21 protein-coding genes are annotated in these 20,459 nt (G+C 68.1%); 18 read left to right on the top strand and 3 right to left on the bottom strand.

Annotation, left to right across the window (positions count from 1 at the left end; genetic code table 11):
* Positions 1 to 46 precede the first annotated feature (46 nt).
* Positions 47 to 1,468: a pyruvate kinase gene (pyk, locus tag IM25_RS19335; protein ID WP_006554056.1), complete on the top strand. Its 1,422-nt coding sequence runs from the start codon at positions 47 to 49 to the stop codon at positions 1,466 to 1,468.
* Positions 1,465 to 2,349, top strand: a complete 885-nt coding sequence (locus IM25_RS19330) for an acyl-CoA thioesterase II (RefSeq protein WP_006554055.1) — start codon at positions 1,465 to 1,467, stop codon at positions 2,347 to 2,349. The genes pyk and IM25_RS19330 overlap by 4 nt, the downstream gene beginning before the upstream one ends.
* On the opposite strand, the gene IM25_RS19325 is transcribed toward IM25_RS19330, so the two are convergent.
* Together IM25_RS19325 and IM25_RS19320 are read right to left on the bottom strand one after the other, a co-directional pair.
* The gene (locus IM25_RS19325) at positions 2,316 to 2,813 is read right to left on the bottom strand and encodes a MarR family winged helix-turn-helix transcriptional regulator (RefSeq protein WP_024101204.1); all 498 of its coding nucleotides are present in this window, start codon (positions 2,811 to 2,813) and stop codon (positions 2,316 to 2,318) included. The genes IM25_RS19330 and IM25_RS19325 overlap by 34 nt on opposite strands.
* Complete coding sequence (locus tag IM25_RS19320) at positions 2,810 to 3,427, bottom strand: DJ-1/PfpI family protein (protein ID WP_019289699.1); 618 nt, start codon at positions 3,425 to 3,427, stop codon at positions 2,810 to 2,812. The genes IM25_RS19325 and IM25_RS19320 overlap by 4 nt, the downstream gene beginning before the upstream one ends.
* A 351-nt stretch (positions 3,428 to 3,778) precedes the next feature.
* Here IM25_RS19320 and IM25_RS19315 point away from each other — a divergent pair, with 351 nt between their 5' ends.
* The 4 genes from IM25_RS19315 (at position 3,779) to IM25_RS19300 (ending at position 7,406) form a co-directional block, all read left to right on the top strand.
* Entirely contained in the window at positions 3,779 to 4,807 is a 1,029-nt protein-coding gene (locus tag IM25_RS19315; protein WP_033097695.1) for an isopenicillin N synthase family dioxygenase, read from the top strand.
* 61 nt (positions 4,808 to 4,868) lie between these two features.
* A complete protein-coding gene (locus IM25_RS19310; RefSeq protein WP_033097647.1) occupies positions 4,869 to 5,705 on the top strand; it encodes a MetQ/NlpA family ABC transporter substrate-binding protein in 837 nt (278 codons plus the stop codon).
* A complete protein-coding gene (locus IM25_RS19305) occupies positions 5,705 to 6,724 on the top strand; it encodes a methionine ABC transporter ATP-binding protein (RefSeq protein WP_006554050.1) in 1,020 nt (339 codons plus the stop codon). The genes IM25_RS19310 and IM25_RS19305 overlap by 1 nt, the downstream gene beginning before the upstream one ends.
* Before the next feature lie 13 nt (positions 6,725 to 6,737).
* Positions 6,738 to 7,406, top strand: a complete 669-nt coding sequence (locus tag IM25_RS19300; RefSeq protein WP_065996266.1) for a methionine ABC transporter permease — start codon at positions 6,738 to 6,740, stop codon at positions 7,404 to 7,406.
* Between the two features lie 36 nt (positions 7,407 to 7,442).
* Here the strand turns inward: IM25_RS19300 and IM25_RS19295 are convergent, their stop codons facing one another.
* Positions 7,443 to 8,474: an iron-siderophore ABC transporter substrate-binding protein gene (locus IM25_RS19295; RefSeq protein ID WP_033097648.1), complete on the bottom strand. Its 1,032-nt coding sequence runs from the start codon at positions 8,472 to 8,474 to the stop codon at positions 7,443 to 7,445.
* 334 nt (positions 8,475 to 8,808) lie between these two features.
* On the opposite strand from IM25_RS19295, the gene IM25_RS19290 reads away from it, so the two are divergent.
* The 12 genes from IM25_RS19290 to nuoK all read left to right on the top strand — a co-directional run bounded on the left by IM25_RS19290 (position 8,809) and on the right by nuoK (position 20,409).
* Positions 8,809 to 9,057, top strand: a complete 249-nt coding sequence (locus tag IM25_RS19290) for a hypothetical protein (RefSeq protein WP_019289695.1) — start codon at positions 8,809 to 8,811, stop codon at positions 9,055 to 9,057.
* Positions 9,058 to 9,137: 80 nt separating this feature from the next.
* Entirely contained in the window at positions 9,138 to 9,542 is a 405-nt protein-coding gene (locus IM25_RS19285; RefSeq protein WP_080678464.1) for a response regulator transcription factor, read from the top strand.
* Positions 9,543 to 9,801: 259 nt separating this feature from the next.
* Positions 9,802 to 10,161 carry an NADH-quinone oxidoreductase subunit A gene (locus IM25_RS19280; protein ID WP_016935086.1) on the top strand — a complete coding sequence of 120 codons (360 nt, stop codon included), beginning with the start codon at positions 9,802 to 9,804 and terminating at the stop codon, positions 10,159 to 10,161.
* 101 nt (positions 10,162 to 10,262) lie between these two features.
* A complete protein-coding gene (locus IM25_RS19275) occupies positions 10,263 to 10,817 on the top strand; it encodes a NuoB/complex I 20 kDa subunit family protein (RefSeq protein ID WP_006554043.1) in 555 nt (184 codons plus the stop codon).
* Positions 10,814 to 11,530 (top strand): NADH-quinone oxidoreductase subunit C, encoded by a 717-nt coding sequence (locus IM25_RS19270; RefSeq protein WP_019289692.1) that lies wholly within the window; start codon positions 10,814 to 10,816, stop codon positions 11,528 to 11,530. Before IM25_RS19275 ends, IM25_RS19270 begins: the two co-directional genes overlap by 4 nt.
* Complete coding sequence (locus IM25_RS19265; RefSeq protein WP_006554041.1) at positions 11,527 to 12,831, top strand: NADH-quinone oxidoreductase subunit D; 1,305 nt, start codon at positions 11,527 to 11,529, stop codon at positions 12,829 to 12,831. Before IM25_RS19270 ends, IM25_RS19265 begins: the two co-directional genes overlap by 4 nt.
* On the top strand, positions 12,828 to 15,014 hold the full coding sequence (nuoF, locus tag IM25_RS25680) for an NADH-quinone oxidoreductase subunit NuoF (RefSeq protein WP_084295045.1): 2,187 nt from the start codon (positions 12,828 to 12,830) through the stop codon (positions 15,012 to 15,014). Before IM25_RS19265 ends, nuoF begins: the two co-directional genes overlap by 4 nt.
* Entirely contained in the window at positions 15,011 to 17,482 is a 2,472-nt protein-coding gene (locus IM25_RS19255; RefSeq protein ID WP_065996265.1) for an NADH-quinone oxidoreductase subunit G, read from the top strand. The genes nuoF and IM25_RS19255 overlap by 4 nt, the downstream gene beginning before the upstream one ends.
* Positions 17,479 to 18,780: an NADH-quinone oxidoreductase subunit NuoH gene (gene nuoH / locus IM25_RS19250; protein ID WP_006554038.1), complete on the top strand. Its 1,302-nt coding sequence runs from the start codon at positions 17,479 to 17,481 to the stop codon at positions 18,778 to 18,780. The genes IM25_RS19255 and nuoH overlap by 4 nt, the downstream gene beginning before the upstream one ends.
* Positions 18,780 to 19,325 carry an NADH-quinone oxidoreductase subunit NuoI gene (nuoI, locus tag IM25_RS19245; RefSeq protein WP_006554037.1) on the top strand — a complete coding sequence of 182 codons (546 nt, stop codon included), beginning with the start codon at positions 18,780 to 18,782 and terminating at the stop codon, positions 19,323 to 19,325. The genes nuoH and nuoI overlap by 1 nt, the downstream gene beginning before the upstream one ends.
* Positions 19,322 to 20,113 (top strand): NADH-quinone oxidoreductase subunit J, encoded by a 792-nt coding sequence (locus tag IM25_RS19240; RefSeq protein ID WP_033097649.1) that lies wholly within the window; start codon positions 19,322 to 19,324, stop codon positions 20,111 to 20,113. The genes nuoI and IM25_RS19240 overlap by 4 nt, the downstream gene beginning before the upstream one ends.
* Positions 20,110 to 20,409: an NADH-quinone oxidoreductase subunit NuoK gene (gene nuoK, locus IM25_RS19235; RefSeq protein WP_006554035.1), complete on the top strand. Its 300-nt coding sequence runs from the start codon at positions 20,110 to 20,112 to the stop codon at positions 20,407 to 20,409. Before IM25_RS19240 ends, nuoK begins: the two co-directional genes overlap by 4 nt.
* The last annotated feature ends 50 nt before the right edge of the window (positions 20,410 to 20,459 follow it).

Below are 20,459 nucleotides of genomic sequence, written 5' to 3'. Positions count from 1 at the left end.
GGGTGCTGGGATGGAGGGTCGCAGGCTCGGAGGCTAGGCTCGAAGCGTGACCCGACGCACCAAGATCGTTTGCACTATGGGGCCGGCCACCGCCGACCCCGATGTCCTGCGGAATCTCGTCGACGCCGGAATGGACGTCGCCCGCCTGAATTTCAGCCACGGTGAACACGCCGACCACGAGGGCCACTACAACCGGGTCCGCGCTGCGTCGGAGGCCTCCGGGCACGCCGTCGGTATCCTCGCCGATCTCCAGGGGCCGAAGATCCGGCTCGGACGATTCGCCGAGGACCGCACCGTGTGGGAACACGGTGAAGTGGTCCGCATCACCGTCGACGACGTGGTCGGAGACCACGACCGCGTCTCGACCACCTACAAGGAACTCGCCCAGGACGCCGTCGCCGGCGACCGGTTGCTCGTCGACGACGGCAAGGTCGGTCTCGTCGTCGAGGCGGTCGAGGGCAACGACGTCGTCTGCCGCGTCATCGAGGGCGGACCCGTCAGCAACAACAAGGGTGTCTCCCTGCCGGGGATGAACGTCTCCGTTCCGGCCATGTCGGAGAAGGACATCGAGGATCTCGAGTTCGCACTGCGCCTCGGTGTCGACTTCATCGCCCTGTCGTTCGTGCGGTCGCCGGCCGACGTCGAACTCGTTCACGAGGTCATGGACCGCGTCGGGCGGCACGTGCCGGTGATCGCCAAGCTCGAGAAGCCCGAGGCCGTCGAGAATCTCGAGGCCGTGGTCCTCGCCTTCGACGCGGTCATGGTGGCGCGCGGCGACCTCGGCGTCGAACTTCCGCTCGAGCAAGTACCGCTCGTGCAGAAGCGCGCGATCCAGATAGCACGTGAGAACGCCAAGCCCGTCATCGTCGCGACGCAGATGCTCGAATCGATGATCGAGAACTCGCGTCCCACTCGCGCCGAGGCCTCCGACGTGGCCAACGCCGTGCTCGACGGCACCGACGCCGTGATGCTCTCGGGTGAGACCTCCGTCGGCAAGTTCCCCGTCGAAACGGTCCGCACGATGGCGCGCATTATTGCCGCCGTCGAGTCGGATTCGACGGAAGTGCCTGCGCTGACGCACGTTCCGCGCACCAAGCGCGGTGTCATCTCGTACGCCGCCCGCGACATCGGCGAGCGTCTCGACGCCAAGGCGCTCGTCGCGTTCACCCAGTCGGGCGACACCGTGCGACGACTCGCGCGGTTGCACACCCCGCTGCCGCTGCTCGCGTTCACGCCCGTCCCGCACATCCGCAACCAGCTGGCGCTGACGTGGGGCACCGAGACCTTCTCGGTCGAGCCGGTCGACACCACCGACCAGATGGTCGAACAGGTCGACGCGGCGTTGCTGTCGCTGGGCCGGTACCAGCGCGGCGACCTCGTGGTGATCGTCGCCGGAGCGCCTCCGGGACGCTCGGGTTCGACCAACCTCATCCACGTGCACCGGTTGGGTGAGAAAGACACCCGGTGACACTGTCGGACACAACGGATCTCGACGTTCTCCTCGGCCTCCTCGATCTGGAGCAGGTCGAGGAGAACGTCTTCCGTGGTGGTCATCCCGAGCAGGTCGGCAGCCGCACCTTCGGCGGTCAGCTCGTCGCGCAGGCGCTCATTGCGGCCGGACGCACCGTGGGTGATCGTCCTGTGCACGCGATCAACGCCCATTTCATCCGGGGCGGCGACGTCAAGCGGCCCATCGACTACCACGTCGTCACCCACCGGGACGGCCGCGACTTCGCGAACCGGATGGTCACCGCCTACCAGGACGACCAGGAACTGTTCGTCATGCTCGCCGCCTTCCAGCGGTGGGGCAAAGGCCTCGAACACTCGGTGACCGTTCCCGATGTTCCCCTGCCCGAAGCGCTTCCGCCGATCGGCGAACGCCTGCGCGGCTTCGAGGAGCAGTTGCCGCATTTCGTCGGCGCGCTCAAGCCGATCGACATGCGGTACGCCAACGACCCCGCCTGGGTGTTGCGGGGAACGGGGGAGAAGCTCGGCCACAACCGCGTGTGGATGCGCGCCGACGGGCAACTGCCCGACGATCCGCTGCTCCACGTCGCCACGCTGGCCTACGCGTCCGACACGACCGTCCTCGATTCGATCCTCACCACGCACGGCCTGTCGTGGGGACTCGACCGGATCGTGGCGGCGACGGTCAACCATTCGATCTGGTTCCACCGTCCGCTCCGCTTCGACGAATGGCACCTGTACGCCACGGAATCCCCGGTAGCGGCCGGTTCCCGTGGTATGGCAACGGGACGCTACTTCACCATCGAGGGCGAACTCGTCGCGACCGTCGTGCAGGAAGGGCTCATCCGTCACTTCCCGCCGCGTCGTCCGTCGGGGAGCTGATCGGCCGATCGGTCGAGGGCGGCCGACAGCGCGCGCATGCCCTCCACGATCCGCGCCAGGTTCTCGGATCCGGTCTCCTCGCACAGTGCCCGCGCGGCGTCGGCGTGAGCGGGGCCGATGGCACGGATCGCGTCGCGACCGGCCGGTGTCATCGCGACGAGCTTGGCGCGACGGTGCGCCGGATTGGGCCGGTACTCCGCCAGGCCCTTGTCGACGAGGAGATCGGCGATGCGCTGCACGCTCTGCCGGGTGATGCCCATCTCGCGGGCGATCGCGGACACCGGCAGCGGAGCGGAGGAGACCGCGCCGAGGACCTGCCACCAGGCCGCGGTCAGGCCCACCGGACGCGCCAGGGTCTCGGCCAGCGCGAAAAACTGGCCGTTGAGCCGGAAGGCCGTCAGTGCGGCCGCGCTGAGCAGTTCGGCCTCCGCCGGGTGCTGCTCGGCCGCGTTCTGCTCCGTCACGAGCCGGAGGACATGAGCTCGTAGTAGCCGCGCGGGTCGCGCTCGCCGTAGAGGGCGTACCAGGCGTCGAGGACGCGCGGTTCGTACATGTCGAGCCGGGTGAAGATCGCGCGGGCGAAGTCGACCGGGGCGATGCCGCTCGCGGTGATGAGATCGCCGTCCGTGACCGCGGGTTCGTCCCGGTACAGATCGGCGCCACCGTATCCGACGCTCTGCAGGAATTCTGGAGCGTTGCTCGTGTGCGGCCGCTCGTCGAGCAGGCCGGCAGCCGCGAGCGCTCCGGTCGCGCCACAGATCGCGGCCACCGGAACGCCGGCGTCGAGGAATTGCCGGGTCTTGTCGACGAACGGGGCGTAGGCGTCGGTCGGCCAGATGTCGTTGCCCGCGAGGATCAGCATCGCGCTGTCCTCCGGCGTGATGTCTGCGAGCACGGCGTCGGGAAGGATGCGGAGTCCGCCCTTGGTCGTGACCGGTTCCGTCGTGGCTCCGACGGTACGGACGCGGTACCGGCCGGGGCTGCGCTGCCATTCGGGATCTGCGATATGTGGCGTGACGTATCCGATCTCCCAGTCCGCCAGGGTGTCGTACACGGCGACGTGAACTGTTTCGGTCATGACAGTATGCTGACAAAACGACAGCCTACTGTCAATGATGTCGCACTGCCGGTCGAGGATGATTTGCCGGGTGGTCCAGGCGGCGATTAGCCTTGATCAGGACCACGTCGTGGCGCCACTGTCGTCGAAGGTCGCACGCGACCTCATCGGAGGAGAACATGGGCAACACTCACGCGCAGACTGTGAGCACACGCGCTCGAAGCGCCGTGGCTCCTGCGTGTTGTCGTTGCCGCTGATCACCCCTGTCGGGGCTGCTCGCACTGTTCTCACGATTCCCCTGGGTCCGCTGTGACCGACGATCCGGCGGTGACCGGGATTTCCTCGCATCCGATGCGGTTCGAAAGGCACATCATGTCCGATTCGACAGTATTGCCCGTCATCGATCTGTCCGATCTCGACGGCGACGACACCACACGCAACGCCCTGCTCGATCGCCTCCGGGAGGCCACCCACGAGATCGGGTTCTTCCATCTCGCCGGTCACGGGATAGAGCCCGCGCTCGCCGACGGGCTCGTTGCGGCAGCACGCGAATTCTTCGCCCTCCCCGAGGCGGGCAAGCTCGCGATCGAGAACATCCGCTCGCCCCACTTCCGCGGCTACACCCGTGTCGGTGGCGAACGCACCCAGGGCTATGTCGACTGGCGCGAACAACTCGACATCGGCCCGGAACGCGATGCCGTCGCCGAGGTCGACCCCGACCGCCCCTGGGAGGTGCTGCACGGCCCCAATCTGTGGCCCGAGCAGGTCCCCCGACTACGCGAACTGGCCCTGCGGTGGATCGACGAGGCCGGCAACGTCGGACGCCGACTGCTCGGTGCATGGGCCGAATCCCTCGGTGCCCCCGCCGATCACTTCGAGGACGCCTTCGCCGATCCCGACCCGCTGCTGAAGATCGCGCGGTATCCCGGGCACGACCGCTCTGTCACCGATCAAGGGGTCGGCAGCCACAAGGATGTCGGCGCGCTGACGTTGCTGTATCCCGAACCCGGCAGCACCGGCTTCCAGGTCGAACGCGACGGACGTTGGGTCGACATCGACCCGCTCCCAGGGCATTTCATCGTCAACATCGGAGAACTTCTCGAGGTCGCCACCGGCGGTTACCTCCAGGCGACCGTCCATCGTGTGCTGCCGCCCCCGGCGGGCACCGACCGCGTGTCGCTGCCCTTCTTCCTCAATCCCGGCCTCGACCGCGAACTCCCGGCGGTGGAGTTGCCCGCAGATCTGGCCGCGGCCGCCCGCGGCGTCGGCCCCGACGCACACGGCGGCACGCTGCACGCCGTCTACGGCCTCAACGCACTCAAGTCCCGCCTGCGGGCACATCCGAACGTGGCGGAGCGTTTTCACGCGGATCTCCTCGCCCGCTTCGCCGCACCCCGATAATCGATCTGTCCGTCCCCGTATTTCCAACGTCCCCGCATTCCCAACGGAAGGTATCCACCCGATGTCACTGCGTCGTATCGTCGTCGCGTCCGCCGCGCTCACCCTCGCTGCGGGTCTCGCGGCCTGCTCGTCGTCCGAAGGTGACGACACCACCCTCCGGATCTCGGCGTCGTCCACCCCGCACGTCGAGATCCTCGACCAGATCGTGAGCACCGGGGCGCTGGGCGACTACAAGCTCGACATCGTCGAGATCACCGGGGAGGTCGATCCCAACGAACTGCTCGAGGCCGGTGACGTCGACGCGAACTTCTTCCAGCACGAGCCCTACCTGGCGGACTGGCAGAAGCAGAAGGGTATCGACGACCTCGTCGCCGTCGCCGACGTGCACCTCGAGCCCATCGGCCTCTACTCGAACAAGATCGCCTCGCTCGACGAGCTGAAGGACGGCGACACTGTCGCCGTGCCGCGCGACACCACCAACTACGCCCGCGCGCTGTACCTGCTCGAATCGGCCGGTCTGCTCGAGATGGACGTGCCCTTCGAGGAGGCCGACCTGTCGGTGGTCACCGAATCGAACATCACCGCCAACCCGAAGAACCTGAACCTCGTCAGCATCGAGCGTCCGCAGCTCGCCCGTCAGCTCGACGACGCGCAGATCACCGCCGCCGTGATCAACTCCAATTACGCGCTCGAAGCCGGCCTGAACCCGGCCGAGGACGCCATCGTCACCGAAGAGGTCGAGAACAACCCCTTCTCCAACCTGCTCGTCGTGCGGGCCGAGAACGAGAACGACCCGGCAGTGACCGCGCTGGCCGAGGCCCTCGAGTCGCCCGAGACGGCTGCCTGGATCGAGGAGACCTACTCCGGCGCCGTGCTTCCGGTCCACTCGACGAACTGATGATCGTCGTCGAGAACCTCGTCAAGACCTTCCCCGGAGCCGGGCGCTCCGGGGAGGTCGCGGCGTTGCGAGGGGTGTCGCTCGAGATCCCCGACGGCGAGATCTACGGCATCGTCGGCCCGTCCGGATCCGGCAAGTCCACCCTTCTGCGTTGTCTGAACCTGCTCGAGCGGCCTACCTCGGGACGGATCCTGCTCGGCGGGGACGACCTGTCGACCCTGTCCGGCGCGGAACTGCGAGCGGCGCGTCGCCGGATCGGGACGGTCTTCCAGCAGTTCAACCTACTGCACTCGCGCACCGTGATCCGGAACGTCGAATTCCCGCTCGAAGTGGCGGGGATCGACAAGGAACAGCGCCGCAAGCGGGCGCTCGAGCTGCTCGATCTCGTCGGCCTGGCCGGCAAGGGGGAGAGCTATCCCTCGCAGCTGTCCGGTGGACAGCAGCAGCGCGTGGGCATCGCCCGCGCACTCGCCGTCGAACCCGAGGTACTGCTGTGCGACGAGGCCACGAGCGCCCTGGACCCGGACACCACCGATCAGGTCCTCGATCTCGTCGCCGAGGTGAACAGACGACTGGGCGTCACGGTCGTGGTGATCACCCACGAACTCGGGGTGCTGCGCCGGATCTGCAGCTCGGCAGCTCGGCTCGCCGCCGGGCAGGTGGTCGAGACGGGCCGGATCGTCGATCTCGTCGCCGATCCCGAGTCGGCGCTCGGGCATGCGCTCGTCCCGGTCGGCACCGACCCGTCGACGGGTTCGGGTGCCGACACGGCTCTGGTCACCGCGATCGGTGATGCCGCGCACGGACCGTGGCTCGCGGAGATGATCCGCGCGATCGACGCCGACATCGCTGTGGTCGGCGGCCGGGTCGAACAGGTCGGCAGCGTCACCGTGGGCCGGATGCGCCTTCGGTTCACGGCGGGTACCGATCGGGCACTCATCGAGGGGTTCGTGGCCGAACGCCCGTATCTGAGCCTGGCGTGGGGGACGGAAGCCGAATTGGAGGGACTCACGGAATGACGGTGCAGGCGCGATGAACAAACTGCAGTGGTACGACGCCTTCCCGGAGGTGTGGGAAGCCACCCTCGAGACGCTCTACATGGTTGCGGTGTCCTTCGTGCTCACCGTCGTCGGTGGTGTGCTGGTCGGAATCGTGTTGCAGTTGACGTCCCCGTCCGGACTGTGGCCGCGCAGGACGCTCAACACCGTCCTCGGCGTGATCGTCAACCTCTTCCGGTCGCTGCCCTTCCTCATCCTGCTGATCGCGCTGATCGGGTTCACCCGCTTCATCGTGGGTACCGCGATCGGGCCGACCGCGGCGATCGTGCCGTTGACCATCGGTGCCATCCCGTTCTTCGGCCGGATCGTCGAATCCGCTCTGCGGGAGGTGCCCCGGGGCCGGGTCGAGGCGGCTCAGGCGATGGGGGCCACCAACGGGCAGATCGTGCGCAAGGTGCTGCTGCCCGAAGCACTGTCCCCGCTGATCGCCGGTGCCACCCTCACCCTCGTGCTGCTGGTGGGCTATTCGGCCATGGCCGGTGTCATCGGTGGTGGCGGTCTCGGCGACTTCGCGATCGTCTACGGCTACCAGCGGTTCAACACGCCGGTGCTGTTGCTCGCGGTGGTCGTCCTCATCGTGATGGTGCAGATCATGCAGTCGATCGGTGATCTCATGGTCCGCAGGCTCCCGCACCGGCGGTGACGCCCGAGAGCCGGGCGCACCACCGGTGCGTCCGGCTCAGCGGTCGAGCTTCGCGATCGCCTCGTCGACGAGCGGGACGTAGCGGTCGATCGACCACGGCACGGTGAGCGGATTGATCATCGACGATCCCGTGACGAACGGCTGTTCCTCCGGCGCGACGAGCGAGCCGCGCGCGATCGCCGGAATTTGCTGGTAGACGGCCTGCGATTCGATCTCCGCGCGGTTCGCCGGGTCGGAATAGAACGTGAAGATCAGATCCGAGTCCTTCAGCAGTCCGGCGTTCTCGAGCCCGATGACCGCCGAGTCGGTGCCCTCGGTCTCCTCGAGCGTCTCCGCGACCGGGTCGACCGTCAGCCCGAGTCCGCGGACCATCGCCACGCGCTGCTCGTCGGGCATGAACACGCCCAGCGTGCTGGGGCCGGTGTTGTAGATATACGAGAACGTCACCCCGGCGTATTCGGGATGCTCCGCCGCGGTGCGTTCGAAGGTGTCGTCGATCCCCGTGATCAGATCCAGCGACTCGTCGTGCCTGCCGAGTGCGGTGCCGATGGTCTCGATCTGGTCCTGCCAGGTGATCGTCCAGGGCAGTTCGGGGTAGGCGACGGTCGGGGCGATCGCCGACAGCAGGTCGTACTGCTCCTGCGTGATGCCCGACCACGGCGCGAGGATGACGTCCGGGGCGAGTCGGGCGATCGCCTCGACGTCCACCTCGGCGCCACCGGTGAACTGCTCGGGCAGCGGCTCGCCGCGTTCGGTCAGTTCCTCGTGGATCCAGGGCAGATATCCGGTTTCGTCGCTGCCCCAGGGATATTCCTCCATCCCCCCTGGGGTGACACCCAGTGCGATCGCCGTCTCGGCCGAACCCATCCCGAGCGTGACGACCCTTTCGGGCTGCGCGTCGATCTCGGCGGTGCCCAGTGCGTGCTCGATCGCGACGGGTTCGAAGTCGCCCGTCGGAGAACCGTTCGAGTTGTCGCCACTGCCGGACGAGCAGGCGGTGAGTGCGACGGAGGCGGCGAGCGCGACTACCGCGCGTGACCCGAGGCGGCGCGGGGACAGAAATTTCATGGATACCTCTCACTGATCGGACCGGTTCGAGAGGTGAGCCTAACCTTCTGAATGGGATGACGGTTATCGGCAGATTTCCGGGCCGTCCGCAACTTCGTGATGTCCCACAAACAGATCACGAGACGGATGTCACATTTGATAGTATTCTGTTATCGAAACCGCTCACGTCCCGGGCGGGAAAGGGGACAGCCGCACTCGGCCACCGCGGGGGTTCGCTCATCACCGACGATTCGTCGACCGGGAACGATGAGTGGATGCGGGGGTACCGGATGCGTCGTTCCGGGGAGGAACGGAGATGCTCATGGTTGCATCCACGGATAAGAGGTCCGATTCGATGCCACGCTCGAACCGGCGGATTCTCGCGATCATCGCGCTCACGGGAATGCTCACGATCGGATTCCTGGCTGCGGTGTTCACCGCGTCGTATCTGATCGGTGCCGCATTCGCCATGCTCACCGGCGCATGCATCGTGCTGGCGCACCTGATGATCGCGCCCGCCTCGATCATCCACGACGACGAGACGGAGACGGCCGTCCGTCCCGAGATCCGCGAGCGGTGGCATCCGCTCGGTAGCGAATCCTGAGCTCGTCCCGGCCCGCCGACGTCGCGGCGCCGCCGCGACACGCGGGTTCCCCGGACGGGCGGGTGTGCTCGGTTAGCATCTTGCCCGTGACCGACTCGCTGCGCATCCTCGTCTACAGCGACGATGCGACCGTGCGGCAACAGGTTCGTGATGCCCTCGGTACCCGGCTGCACCCGGATCTGCCTCCACTCGACTACGTCGAGGTCGCGACACCGCCGGTCGTCGTCGAACGCATGCACGCCGGCGACATCGCCCTCGCCGTGCTCGACGGTGAGGCCGCCCCCGCGGGCGGCATGGGCCTCGCGAAACAACTCGAGGACGAACTCGACTCGTGCCCGCCGATCATCGTGTTGATCGCCCGGGCCGACGACGAATGGCTCGCCCGCTGGTCGGGCGCCGAGGTGGCGCTGCGTCATCCCGTCGACCCGATTCGGCTCGGCCGGCAGGTCCTCGCGCTGCTCACCCCTCGCTCCCGCCCCTCCTGACCCTTCCGACGCGCGACCGCCCGGCCGCGAACTCGTATGTGGGGCCGGAAAATCTACCCTCCTTCCCGTTGTCGAGCAGCCCGACACGCCGCCCCGAATCGAGGGCGTGAAATCGCGACAAGTCCGACGCGAACAGCACTAGTGTGTGCCGTGACTCACAACCCTGGGCCGGGACGGAACCGCCCGGTGCACGGCGGGGGTGGGTTCGCGGGCGACGAGCAGACCCGCGGCCGGATTCGCGCAAGCAACCGGAGGTCGCATGAACGCTTACGTACCGATCCTGGTACTCGGTGGCATCGCGCTTGCCTTCGCGGTCTTCTCCGTCGCGGTGGCGAGCCTCGCGGGCCCGAGCCGATACAACCGCGCCAAGCTCGATGCGTACGAGTGCGGCATCGACCCCACACCCCAGCCGGTGGGAGGTGGCCGCTTCCCGGTGAAGTACTACCTCACCGCGATGCTGTTCATCATCTTCGACATCGAGATCGTCTTCCTGTACCCGTGGGCGGTCCATTTCGACGCGCTCGGCGTCTTCGGTCTGGCGGCGATGGCGCTGTTCATGTTCAACGTCTTCGTCGCCTACGCCTACGAGTGGAAACGAGGAGGCCTGACATGGGACTGACGACCCGCGTGTACGACGGGATGTCCTGCCAGCGAAGGGGTTACGAGAGCGGACGACAAACGACCGGGCGTCCGGTCCGATTCCGGGGAAGGTGACGGGCGATGGGCATCGAGGAGAAGGTCCCCAGCGGTTTTCTGCTCAGCACCGTCGAGACCCTGGCCGGTTTCGCGCGCAAGGGCTCCTTGTGGCCGGCGTCCTTCGGGCTCGCGTGCTGCGCCATCGAGATGATGGCCACCGCCGGTGGCCGCTACGACATCGCCCGCTTCGGTATGGAGGCCTTCCGGGCCTCCCCGCGACAGGCCGACGTCATGATCGTCGCCGGCCGAGTCAGCCAGAAGATGGCTCCCGCCCTGCGCCGCGTCTACGACCAGATGGTCGAACCGAAGTGGGTGCTCGCGATGGGCGTGTGCGCCTCGTCGGGCGGCATGTTCAACAACTACGCGATCGTTCAGGGGGTCGACCACGTCGTCCCCGTCGACATCTACCTTCCGGGCTGCCCGCCCCGGCCCGAGATGCTCCTGCACGCCATCCTCATGCTGCACGAGAAGATCGCGCAGATGCCACTGGGTGTGAACCGGGCCGAGGCGATCCGCGCCGCCGAGGAAGCGGCCCTGGCCCAACGTCCCCTCATCGAACTGACGGTGCCGCCGCGATGACCGATCTCGAACGGACAGGATCCGACCACGACGACCGCGCCGACGAGGTGATCGCCGTCCGACGCGGCATGTTCGGGGTGCGTGGATCCGGTGACACCAGCGGCTACGGCCGCCTCGTGCGCCGGGTGACGCTGCCCGGCAGCACCGAGCGACCCTACGGCGGGTACCTCGACAACCTCGTCGACACGCTCGAGGACGTCCTCGACGAGCGATCCGGCGACACCGGCGTCGGCTATGCCCAGGCGGTCGAGAAGGTCGTCGCGCACCGCCACCAGCTGACCGTCTTCGTCCGCCGCGAACATCTGCCGCTCGTGGCCCGCACCCTGCGCGACCATGCGGACCTCCGCTTCGAGCTGTGCCTCGGGGTCAGCGGGGTGCATTACCCGCAGGAGACGGGCCGCGAACTGCACGCGGTGTATCCGCTCGTCTCGATCACCCACAACCGCCGGATACGGCTCGAGGTCGCGATCCCCGACAGCGACCCGTACGTCCCCTCGCTCTACCGCACCTACCCGACGAACGACTGGCACGAGCGCGAGACCTACGACTTCTTCGGAATCGTCTTCGACGGGCACCCCGCGCTCACCCGCATCGAGATGCCCGACGACTGGCACGGACATCCCCAACGCAAGGACTACCCTCTCGGCGGCATCCCGGTGGAATACAAGGGCGCCCGGATCCCGCCACCCGACGAACGGAGGGCGTACACGTGACGAGCGAACCCGCGACCGAGACCGTCTTCGACGCCGTCGGACGCGACTGGGACGGCATCACCGCTGCCGTACGCGACAGCGGCGAGGACCACATCGTCGTCAACATGGGCCCCCAGCACCCATCCACCCACGGAGTGTTGCGCCTGATCCTCGAGATCGACGGCGAGACCGTCACGGAGGCCCGATGTGGAATCGGCTATCTGCACACCGGAATCGAGAAAAACCTCGAATTCCGCAACTGGACGCAGGGCGTCACCTTCGTCACTCGCATGGACTACCTCGCCCCGTTCCACAACGAGACGGCCTACTGCCTCGGCGTCGAGAAGCTGCTCGGCATCGAGGATCTCGTCCCCGAACGCGCGCAGGTCGTGCGGGTGATGCTCATGGAACTCAACCGCATCTCCTCGCACCTGGTGGCGCTGGCCACCGGTGGCATGGAACTCGGCGCGACCACCCCGATGCTGTTCGGTTTCCGCGAACGCGAACTGATCCTCGACGTCTTCGAGACGATCACCGGACTGCGGATGAACCACTCCTACATCCGGCCCGGCGGACTGTCCCAGGACTTGCCCGACGAAGCCGTGCCGATGATCCGCGACCTGCTCGCCCTCCTACCCGGCCGGCTCGCCGATCTCGAAGCCCTGTTCACCGACAACCCCATCTTCATCTCACGCACCCGCGACATCGGCTGCCTCGACCTCACCGGTTGCATGGCCCTCGGGATCACCGGACCGATCCTACGGTCCACCGGACTGCCCTACGACCTGCGCCGCGCCGAACCCTACTGCGGCTACGAGACCTACGAGTTCGACGTCGTCACCGCAGAGGGATCCGACTGCTACGCGCGCTATCTCGTCCGGATCGGGGAGATGCACGAATCGTTGAAGATCGTCGAACAGTGCCTCGACCGGCTCCGCCCCGGACCGGTGATGGTCCAGGACGGCAAGATCGCCTGGCCGTCGGAACTGCAGCTCGGACCGGACGGACTCGGCAACTCGCCCGACCACATCCGGCACATCATGGGCGAGTCGATGGAGGGTCTGATCCACCACTTCAAGCTCGTCACCGAAGGCATACGTGTCCCGGCGGGACAGGTCTACATCGGCGTCGAATCGCCACGCGGCGAACTCGGCGTCCACATGGTCAGCGACGGCGGCACACGCCCGTACCGCGTGCATTACCGCGACCCGTCGTTCACGAATCTGCAGGCCGTCGCGGCGATGTGCGAGGGCGGCATGGTCTCCGACGTGATCGCTGCCGTCGCCAGCATCGACCCGGTGATGGGGGGAGTGGACCGATGAACACCGAATTCGTGCGGGCTGCGGGCGCGGAGACCACCGGCACCGCGGCCACGAGCGAGACGACCGCCGCCGTGCCGATGACCGAACCGGCCGGACGCGAACCCGTCCTCGTGCCGCTCGGGCCGCGACCCGACGAGGACACCTATCTCACCCCACCTGACGCACCGCGCCGCTATCCCGACGACGCGCGCGCGCGCCTCGACGCCGACGCCGACCGGATCATCGCGCGCTACCCGCAGCCACGATCAGCGCTGCTGCCGCTGCTGCACCTCGTGCAGGCGGAGGACGGTTACATCACGCCGGCCGGCATCGAGTTCTGCGCCCGGCGGCTCGGACTCACCGGCGCCGAGGTCGCCGCCGTCTCCACCTTCTACACCATGTACCGCCGCTCGCCGACCGGCCGCCACCACGTCGGAGTGTGCACGAACGCGTTGTGCGCGACGATGGGCGGCGACGAGATCTTCTCCGCGCTGTGCACCCGGCTCGGCATCGGGCACGACGAGACCACCGCCGACGGCGCGATCACCCTCGAGCACATCGAATGCAACGCGGCGTGCGACTACGCCCCGGTGATGACCGTCGACTGGGAACTGTTCGACAACCGCACTATCGACTCCGCGATCGAACTCGTCGACGACCTGCTCGCCGGCGGCACCCCCGCACCGACGCGCGGCGCCCCGCTGCGCAGCTTCCGCGACACCGCACGCTTGCTCGCGGGGATCCCCGACGACCGGCCCGGTGCGCTCGAGGCCGCCGGTACCGCCGGGCCGGCCTCCCTCGCCGGGCTCGAGGTCGCCCGCAAGCACGACATGCGGGCACCCGAACCGCCGGAGAATGACGAGGCCGTCGTCGCCGTCGCGAAATCACCGACAGGTCTGACCCCCGTACTCACCCGTTATTGGGCCGAGGAACAGGCGTGGACCCTCGACGCCTACCGGCGGCACGGTGGATACGAAGCCCTGCCCATCGCGCTCGGCATGGACCCGGATGCGGTCATCGCCGCAGTCAAGGATTCCGGGATCCGCGGTCGCGGCGGCGCCGGATTCTCCACGGGCACCAAGTGGTCGTTCATCCCGCAGGGCGACGACAAGCCGCACTATCTCGTCGTCAACGCCGACGAATCCGAACCGGGCACCTGCAAGGACATCCCGTTCATGCTGGCCACCCCGCATGCCCTCGTCGAAGGCGTGATCATCGCCGCCTACGCGATCCGCGCCCGGCACGCGTTCGTCTATCTCCGCGGCGAAGCCGTCCCGGTGCTGCGGCGCCTGCACGCGGCGGTCGCCGAGGCCTACGAGGCCGGTTATCTCGGACGCGACATCCTCGGCTCCGGATACGACCTCGAACTCGTCGTCCACGCCGGTGCGGGCGCATACATCTGCGGTGAGGAGACGGCGCTGCTCGACTCCCTCGAGGGCCGCCGCGCCCAACCACGCCTGCGCCCGCCCTTTCCCGCCGTCGCCGGCCTGTACGCATGCCCGACCGTCGTCAACAACGTCGAATCCATCGCGAACGTCCCGTTCGTCATCCGCAACGGTGTGGACTGGTACCGCTCGATGGGCACCGAGAAATCACCGGGATTCGCGATGTTCTCGCTGTCCGGGCACGTCACCACCCCCGGCCAGTACGAGGCCCCGCTCGGCATCACCCTGCGCGAGCTGCTCGGCTACGCCGGAGGTGTGCGCGCCGGCCACCGGCTCAAGTTCTGGACACCCGGCGGTTCGTCGACCCCGATCTTCACCGACGAACACCTCGACGTCTCCCTGGACTACGAGAACGTCGCCGCCGCCGGGTCGATGCTCGGGACCCGGGCCCTGCAGATCTTCGACGAGACCACCTGCGTCGTCCGCACGGTGCTGCGCTGGACCGAGTTCTACGCGCACGAATCGTGCGGCAAGTGCACCCCCTGCCGCGAGGGCACCTGGTGGCTCGTGCAGATCCTCGAGCGGCTCGAACACGGCCGGGGCGCCGAAGCCGACCTGGAGAAGCTGCTCGACATCTCCGACAACATCCTCGGCCGGGCGTTCTGCGCGCTCGGGGACGGCGCGACCAGCCCGATCACGTCGTCGCTGAAGTACTTCCGCGACGAATACGTCGCCCACTTCGAGCACGGCGGCTGCCCGTTCGACCCGCACCTGTCGACGCTCGCCGCCGACGCCCCCGCGGAAGGAGGCGAGCGATGACCGCAGTGTCCGGTGCCGGTGCGGAGAAGTCCGAGACCACCGACCTCGTGAACGTCACCATCGACGACACCGAGATCGCCGTGCCCAAGGGCACTCTCGTGATCCGCGCCGCCGAACTGATCGGGGTCCAGATCCCGCGGTTCTGCGACCACCCGCTGCTCGAACCGGTCGGTGCGTGCCGCCAGTGCCTCGTCGAGGTCGAGGGCCAGCGCAAACCGCTCGCCTCGTGCACCTCCGTGGTCACCGACGGGATGGTCGTGCGCACCCAGTTCACCTCACCGGTGGCCGACAAGGCCCAGCGCGGCGTGATGGAACTGCTTCTCATCAACCATCCGCTCGACTGTCCGGTATGCGACAAGGGCGGCGAGTGCCCGCTGCAGAACCAGGCGATGTCCAACGGACGCGCCGAGTCCCGCTTCGAGGACACCAAACGCACCTACCCGAAACCCATCGCGATCTCCTCGCAGGTGCTCCTCGACCGCGAACGGTGCGTGCTGTGCGCGCGGTGCACCCGCTTCGCCGACCAGATCGCGGGCGACCGGTTCGTCGACATGCTCGACCGCGGGGCGCTGCAGCAGGTCGGTATCTACACCGAGGAACCGTTCGAGTCGTACTTCTCCGGCAACACTGTCCAGATCTGTCCGGTCGGCGCGCTCACCGGCGCCGCCTACCGGTTTCGCGCCCGCCCGTTCGATCTGGTCTCCACGCCGAGTGTGTGCGAACACTGCGCGAGCGGCTGCGCCCAGCGCACCGACCATCGTCGCGGTGCCGTGCTGCGCCGACTCGCCGGGGACGACCCCGAGGTCAACGAGGAATGGAACTGCGACAAGGGACGCTGGGCGTTCACCTACGCTACCGCCGACGATTGCCTCACGACACCGCTCGTCCGCGACGATACCGGAGCGCTCGTCCCCGCCTCGTGGATCGAGGCGCTCGGCGTCGCCGCCCGCGGGCTCGCGGCGGCGCGCGGTAGGGCCGGGGTGCTCACCGGTGGCCGGCTCACCGTCGAGGACGCCTACGCGTACGCGAAGTTCGCGCGAACGGCGCTCGGCACCAACGACATCGACTTCCGCAGTCGAGCCCTGTCGGGGGAGGAGACGGACTTCCTCGCCTCGCGGGTCGCCGGGCGGCGCCTCGACGTCACCTACCGCGACCTCGACCGCGCGCCGGCGGTGCTCCTCGTCGGATTCGAGCCGGAGGAGGAGTCGCCGATCGTCTTCCTGCGGCTGCGCAAGGCGGTCCGGCGGAACAGGCTGCAGGTCTTCACGATCGCACCGTTCGCCTCGCGCGGTGTCCACAAGCTGTCGGGCCGGGTCGAACAGTGCGTCCCGGGCGACGAGGCACGCGCGCTCGACGCGATCCGCACCGGCGCATCCGCCGACGCCGCGGCCGCGCTCCGGGCTCCCGGTGCGATCGTGCTGGTGGGGGAGCGGGCAGCAGCCTCGCCCGGCACGCTGTCCGCCGCCGCCGTCCTCGCCGACGAGACCGGAGCCCGCCTCGCGTGGATCCCGCGCCGCGCCGGTGATCGCGGAGCCCTCGAAGCCGGCGCCTTCCCGACACTTCTCCCCGGCGGTCGCCCGATCGGCGACCCGCAGGCCCGGCGCGACATCGAGTCGGCGTGGGGTCTACCGGCCGACACCCTGCCGTCGGAGCCGGGCCGCGACACCGACGCCATCCTCGCCGCGGCCGCCGAAGGTGATGTGGCTGCGCTCGTGGTCGCCGGCGTCGCCCCCGCCGACCTGCCCGACCCCGATGCCGCACTCGCGGGTCTCGACGGTGCCGGCTTCGTCGTGAGTCTGGAAGTGCGACGCAGCGCGGTGACCGACCGCGCCCACGTCGTCTTCCCCGTCGCGCCGGTGGTCGAGAAGGCCGGGAGCTTCCTCGACTGGGAGGGACGCGAACGTGCCTTCCCGATCGCCCTCCGCGACACCGGAGCACTGCCCGACCACCGGGTGCTCGCGGCGATCACCGACGCGATGGACCTCGATGGAGGCCTCGACGATCCCGGCCCCCACGACGTCGAGCCCCTCCGCCACGAACTCGCGGAGCTCGGACGATGGACGGGCACCGTTCCCGAATCGCCGGGAGTGTCCCCGCGACCCCCGCGACGTCCCGTTCTCGGGGAAGCGGTCCTCGCCACCTGGCGGATGCTCCTCGACGCGGGCCGGTTGCAGGACGACGAACCGCACCTCGCCGGAACGGCGCACGAACCCGTCGCCCGTCTGTCGGCCGCGACAGCCGCGGAGATCGGCGCCGCCGACCATCATTCGATCACCGTCTCCACCGAGCGCGGCTCGATCACGCTGCCGCTGGTGGTCGACGACCTGCCCGACCGTGTCGTCTGGCTGCCCACCGCCTCACCAGGATCGATGGTGCACGCCGATCTCGGTGTCACCGCCGGTGACGTGGTGCGGATCCGGGCCACCGCCACGACGGGCTCCGGATCGGACGAGGAGGATCCGCGATGAGCGTCACCGCCCAACCCGTGGACCTGTCGATGTTCGGCATCGACCCCTGGTGGCTCGTCGTCGTCAAGGCCGTGGCGATCTTCGCGTTCCTCGTCCTGACGACCCTCGTGATGATCCTCGCCGAACGCAAGATCATGGCCTGGATGCAGATGCGGGTCGGACCCGACCGGGTGGGGCCGAAGGGACTGTTCCAGACCGTCGCCGACGGTCTGAAACTCGCGCTCAAGGAAGGCATCATCCCTACCGGGGTGGACAAGCCGATCTACATGCTCGCCCCGATCATCGCGACGGCCCCGGCGTTCATGGCGTTCGCGGTCATTCCCTTCGGGCCCGAGGTGTCGATCCTCGGGAACCGGACGCCGCTGCAGCTGACCGATCTTCCCGTCGCGGTGCTCTACGTCCTGGCGATCACCTCCGTCGGCGTCTACGGGATCGTGCTCGCCGGCTGGGCCTCGGGTTCGACCTATCCGCTGCTCGGTGGTCTCCGCTCGACCGCGCAGGTCATCTCCTACGAGATCGCGATGGGACTCGCGTTCGCCGCGGTCTTCCTGCAGGCGGGCACGATGTCGACCTCGGGCATCGTCGCCGCGCAGAACGACCTGTGGTTCGTCGTGCTGCTGCTGCCGTCCTTCCTGGTGTACTCGGTGTCGATGGTGGGGGAGACCAACCGCGCCCCCTTCGACCTGCCCGAGGCCGAGGGCGAACTCGTGGGCGGTTTCCACACGGAGTACTCGTCGCTGCGGTTCGCGATGTTCATGCTCGCGGAGTACGTCAACATGGTCACCGTCTCCGCGCTCGCGACCACCCTGTTCCTCGGTGGCTGGCACGCGCCGTGGCCGCTGACACTGTGGAGCGGCGCGAACTCGGGCTGGTGGCCGCTGCTGTGGTTCGTGATCAAGGTGTGGGTCGTGCTGTTCGTCTTCGTGTGGCTGCGCAGCACCCTGCCGCGACTGCGCTACGACCAGTTCATGGCCCTGGGCTGGAAACTGCTCATCCCCGTCTCGGTGGTGTGGGTGATGATCGTGGCCGCGCTGCGCATCCTCGACACCGACGACGTCCTGCCCGGCACCGCGAGCCTCATCGTCGCCGGGGTGCTGTCCACCGCCCTGCTGTTCGCCTACCTCACCCTGCAGGGGCGGCGGAGCCGGCGCATCGCACAGGCGACGGAACCACCCGCCGGCGTCGACGAGGAGTTCGACGCCATGGCCGGAGGTTTCCCCGTGCCGCCACTACCTGCTCGGTCGAGCACCCGATCGAGTCCGCCCGCCCCGGCGGGTCGTCTCCCAGGAGGATCGTGATGGTCGAATTCCGCGGCCCGCTCGCCGGTTTCGGTGTGACGCTCACGACGATGTTCAAGAAGCCCAACACCGAGCAGTATCCGGAACAGAAGAGACCCACCGCCCCCCGCTATCACGGACGCCACCAGCTCAACCGGTATCCGGACGGACTCGAGAAGTGCATCGGCTGCGAACTGTGCGCGTGGGCCTGCCCCGCCGACGCCATCCACGTCGAGGGTGCCGACAACACCGACGAGGAGCGGTACTCGCCCGGCGAACGGTACGGGCGCGTCTACCAGATCAACTACCTGCGGTGCATCGGCTGCGGATTGTGCATCGAGGCGTGCCCGACCCGCGCGCTGACGATGACGAACGAGTACGAGATGGCCGCCGACAACCGCACCGACATGATCTACGAGAAGGACCGCCTGCTCGCGCCGCTCGAACCCGGGATGCAGCCACCCCCGCATCCCATGGCACCCGGCGCCACCGACGAGGACTACTACCGGGGCACGATCCCCGTCCCGGAACATGCGTCCGCCGCCGACGGGGAGGAACACCGGTGACCACCGCGCTGCTCGCCGCCGAACTCACCACGACCTCCACCGGGGAGGCCGTGCAGTTCTGGATCCTCGGTGCCGTCGCGGTACTCGGGGCGCTCGGTGTCGTCGTCGCCCCGAAGGCCGTGTACTCGGCGCTGTTCCTCGCCATGACGATGATCGTGCTCGCCGTCTTCTACATCGCGCAGGATGCGTTGTTCCTCGGTGTGGTGCAGATCGTCGTCTACACCGGCGCCGTGATGATGCTGTTCCTGTTCGTGCTCATGCTCGTCGGTATCGACTCCGCCGACTCCCTCGTCGAAACCATCAAGGGACAGCGCGTTCTCGCGATCGTCGTGGCGGTCGGCTTCGCGGCGATGCTCATCGGTGGCATCGGGAACACCGCGGTCTCCGGCTTCGCGGGACTCGACGCGGCCAACGCCGGCGGCAACGTCGAGGGCCTGGCGGTGCTGCTGTTCATCGACTACGTCTGGACGTTCGAACTCACCGGAGCGCTGCTCATCACCGCCACCGTCGGTGCGATGGTGCTCGCCCACCGGGAACGTCTGCAGCCGAGGCAGACCCAACGCGAACTCGCCGCACGCCGGTTCCGCGAAGGGGAGCGCGTCACACCGCTGCCGGCCGCGGGTGTCTATGCCCGCCACAACGCCGCCGACGTCCCGGCCCTGCTCCCGGACGGATCGTTCTCCGAACTGTCTGTCGGTGAGCTGCTCGGCCGCATCGGGCGTGACTGGGACCACACCGAACTCGGCCTGCGCGAACCCGGCGACGACGCGAGGAAGGATCGGCGATGAACCCCGAGAACTACCTCTACCTGTCGGCGCTGCTGTTCACCATCGGCGCGGTGGGAGTTCTCCTCCGCCGCAACGCGATCGTCGTGTTCATGTGCGTCGAGTTGATGCTCAACGCCGCGAACCTGGCCTTCGTCACCTTCGCGCGGATGCACGGCAACCTCCACGGACAGGTGTTCGCCTTCTTCACGATGGTCGTCGCGGCCGCCGAGGTCGTCGTCGGCCTCGCGATCATCGTGACCATCTTCCGGACGAGGCGATCGGCCTCCGTCGACAACGCCGACCTGCTCAAGTACTGACGACCCCACGAGGACGGTGAGTGTGAGAGCCCACGACGAACCGAGAGGAC

The sequence above is a fragment of the Rhodococcus sp. p52 genome (genome assembly GCF_000763325.2).
Lineage (GTDB): Bacteria > Actinomycetota > Actinomycetes > Mycobacteriales > Mycobacteriaceae > Rhodococcus > Rhodococcus pyridinivorans.
The sequence above is the reverse complement of the archived record's forward strand: the minus strand, read 5'-3'. Positions and strand labels throughout refer to the sequence as shown.

What these genes read in the sequence shown, in the direction of transcription:
- IM25_RS19320 (WP_019289699.1), bottom strand. Translation starts at nt 3,427, where the DNA reads ATGACCGAAACAGTTCACGTCGCCGTGTACGACACCCTGGCGGACTGG.
- IM25_RS19315 (WP_033097695.1), top strand. Translation starts at nt 3,779, where the DNA reads ATGTCCGATTCGACAGTATTGCCCGTCATCGATCTGTCCGATCTCGAC.
- IM25_RS19310 (WP_033097647.1), top strand. Translation starts at nt 4,869, where the DNA reads ATGTCACTGCGTCGTATCGTCGTCGCGTCCGCCGCGCTCACCCTCGCT.
- IM25_RS19305 (WP_006554050.1), top strand. Translation starts at nt 5,705, where the DNA reads ATGATCGTCGTCGAGAACCTCGTCAAGACCTTCCCCGGAGCCGGGCGC.
- IM25_RS19300 (WP_065996266.1), top strand. Translation starts at nt 6,738, where the DNA reads ATGAACAAACTGCAGTGGTACGACGCCTTCCCGGAGGTGTGGGAAGCC.
- IM25_RS19295 (WP_033097648.1), bottom strand. Translation starts at nt 8,474, where the DNA reads ATGAAATTTCTGTCCCCGCGCCGCCTCGGGTCACGCGCGGTAGTCGCG.
- IM25_RS19290 (WP_019289695.1), top strand. Translation starts at nt 8,809, where the DNA reads ATGCCACGCTCGAACCGGCGGATTCTCGCGATCATCGCGCTCACGGGA.
- IM25_RS19280 (WP_016935086.1), top strand. Translation starts at nt 9,802, where the DNA reads ATGAACGCTTACGTACCGATCCTGGTACTCGGTGGCATCGCGCTTGCC.
- IM25_RS19275 (WP_006554043.1), top strand. Translation starts at nt 10,263, where the DNA reads ATGGGCATCGAGGAGAAGGTCCCCAGCGGTTTTCTGCTCAGCACCGTC.
- IM25_RS19270 (WP_019289692.1), top strand. Translation starts at nt 10,814, where the DNA reads ATGACCGATCTCGAACGGACAGGATCCGACCACGACGACCGCGCCGAC.
- nuoF (WP_084295045.1), top strand. Translation starts at nt 12,828, where the DNA reads ATGAACACCGAATTCGTGCGGGCTGCGGGCGCGGAGACCACCGGCACC.
- IM25_RS19255 (WP_065996265.1), top strand. Translation starts at nt 15,011, where the DNA reads ATGACCGCAGTGTCCGGTGCCGGTGCGGAGAAGTCCGAGACCACCGAC.
- nuoH (WP_006554038.1), top strand. Translation starts at nt 17,479, where the DNA reads ATGAGCGTCACCGCCCAACCCGTGGACCTGTCGATGTTCGGCATCGAC.
- nuoI (WP_006554037.1), top strand. Translation starts at nt 18,780, where the DNA reads ATGGTCGAATTCCGCGGCCCGCTCGCCGGTTTCGGTGTGACGCTCACG.
- nuoK (WP_006554035.1), top strand. Translation starts at nt 20,110, where the DNA reads ATGAACCCCGAGAACTACCTCTACCTGTCGGCGCTGCTGTTCACCATC.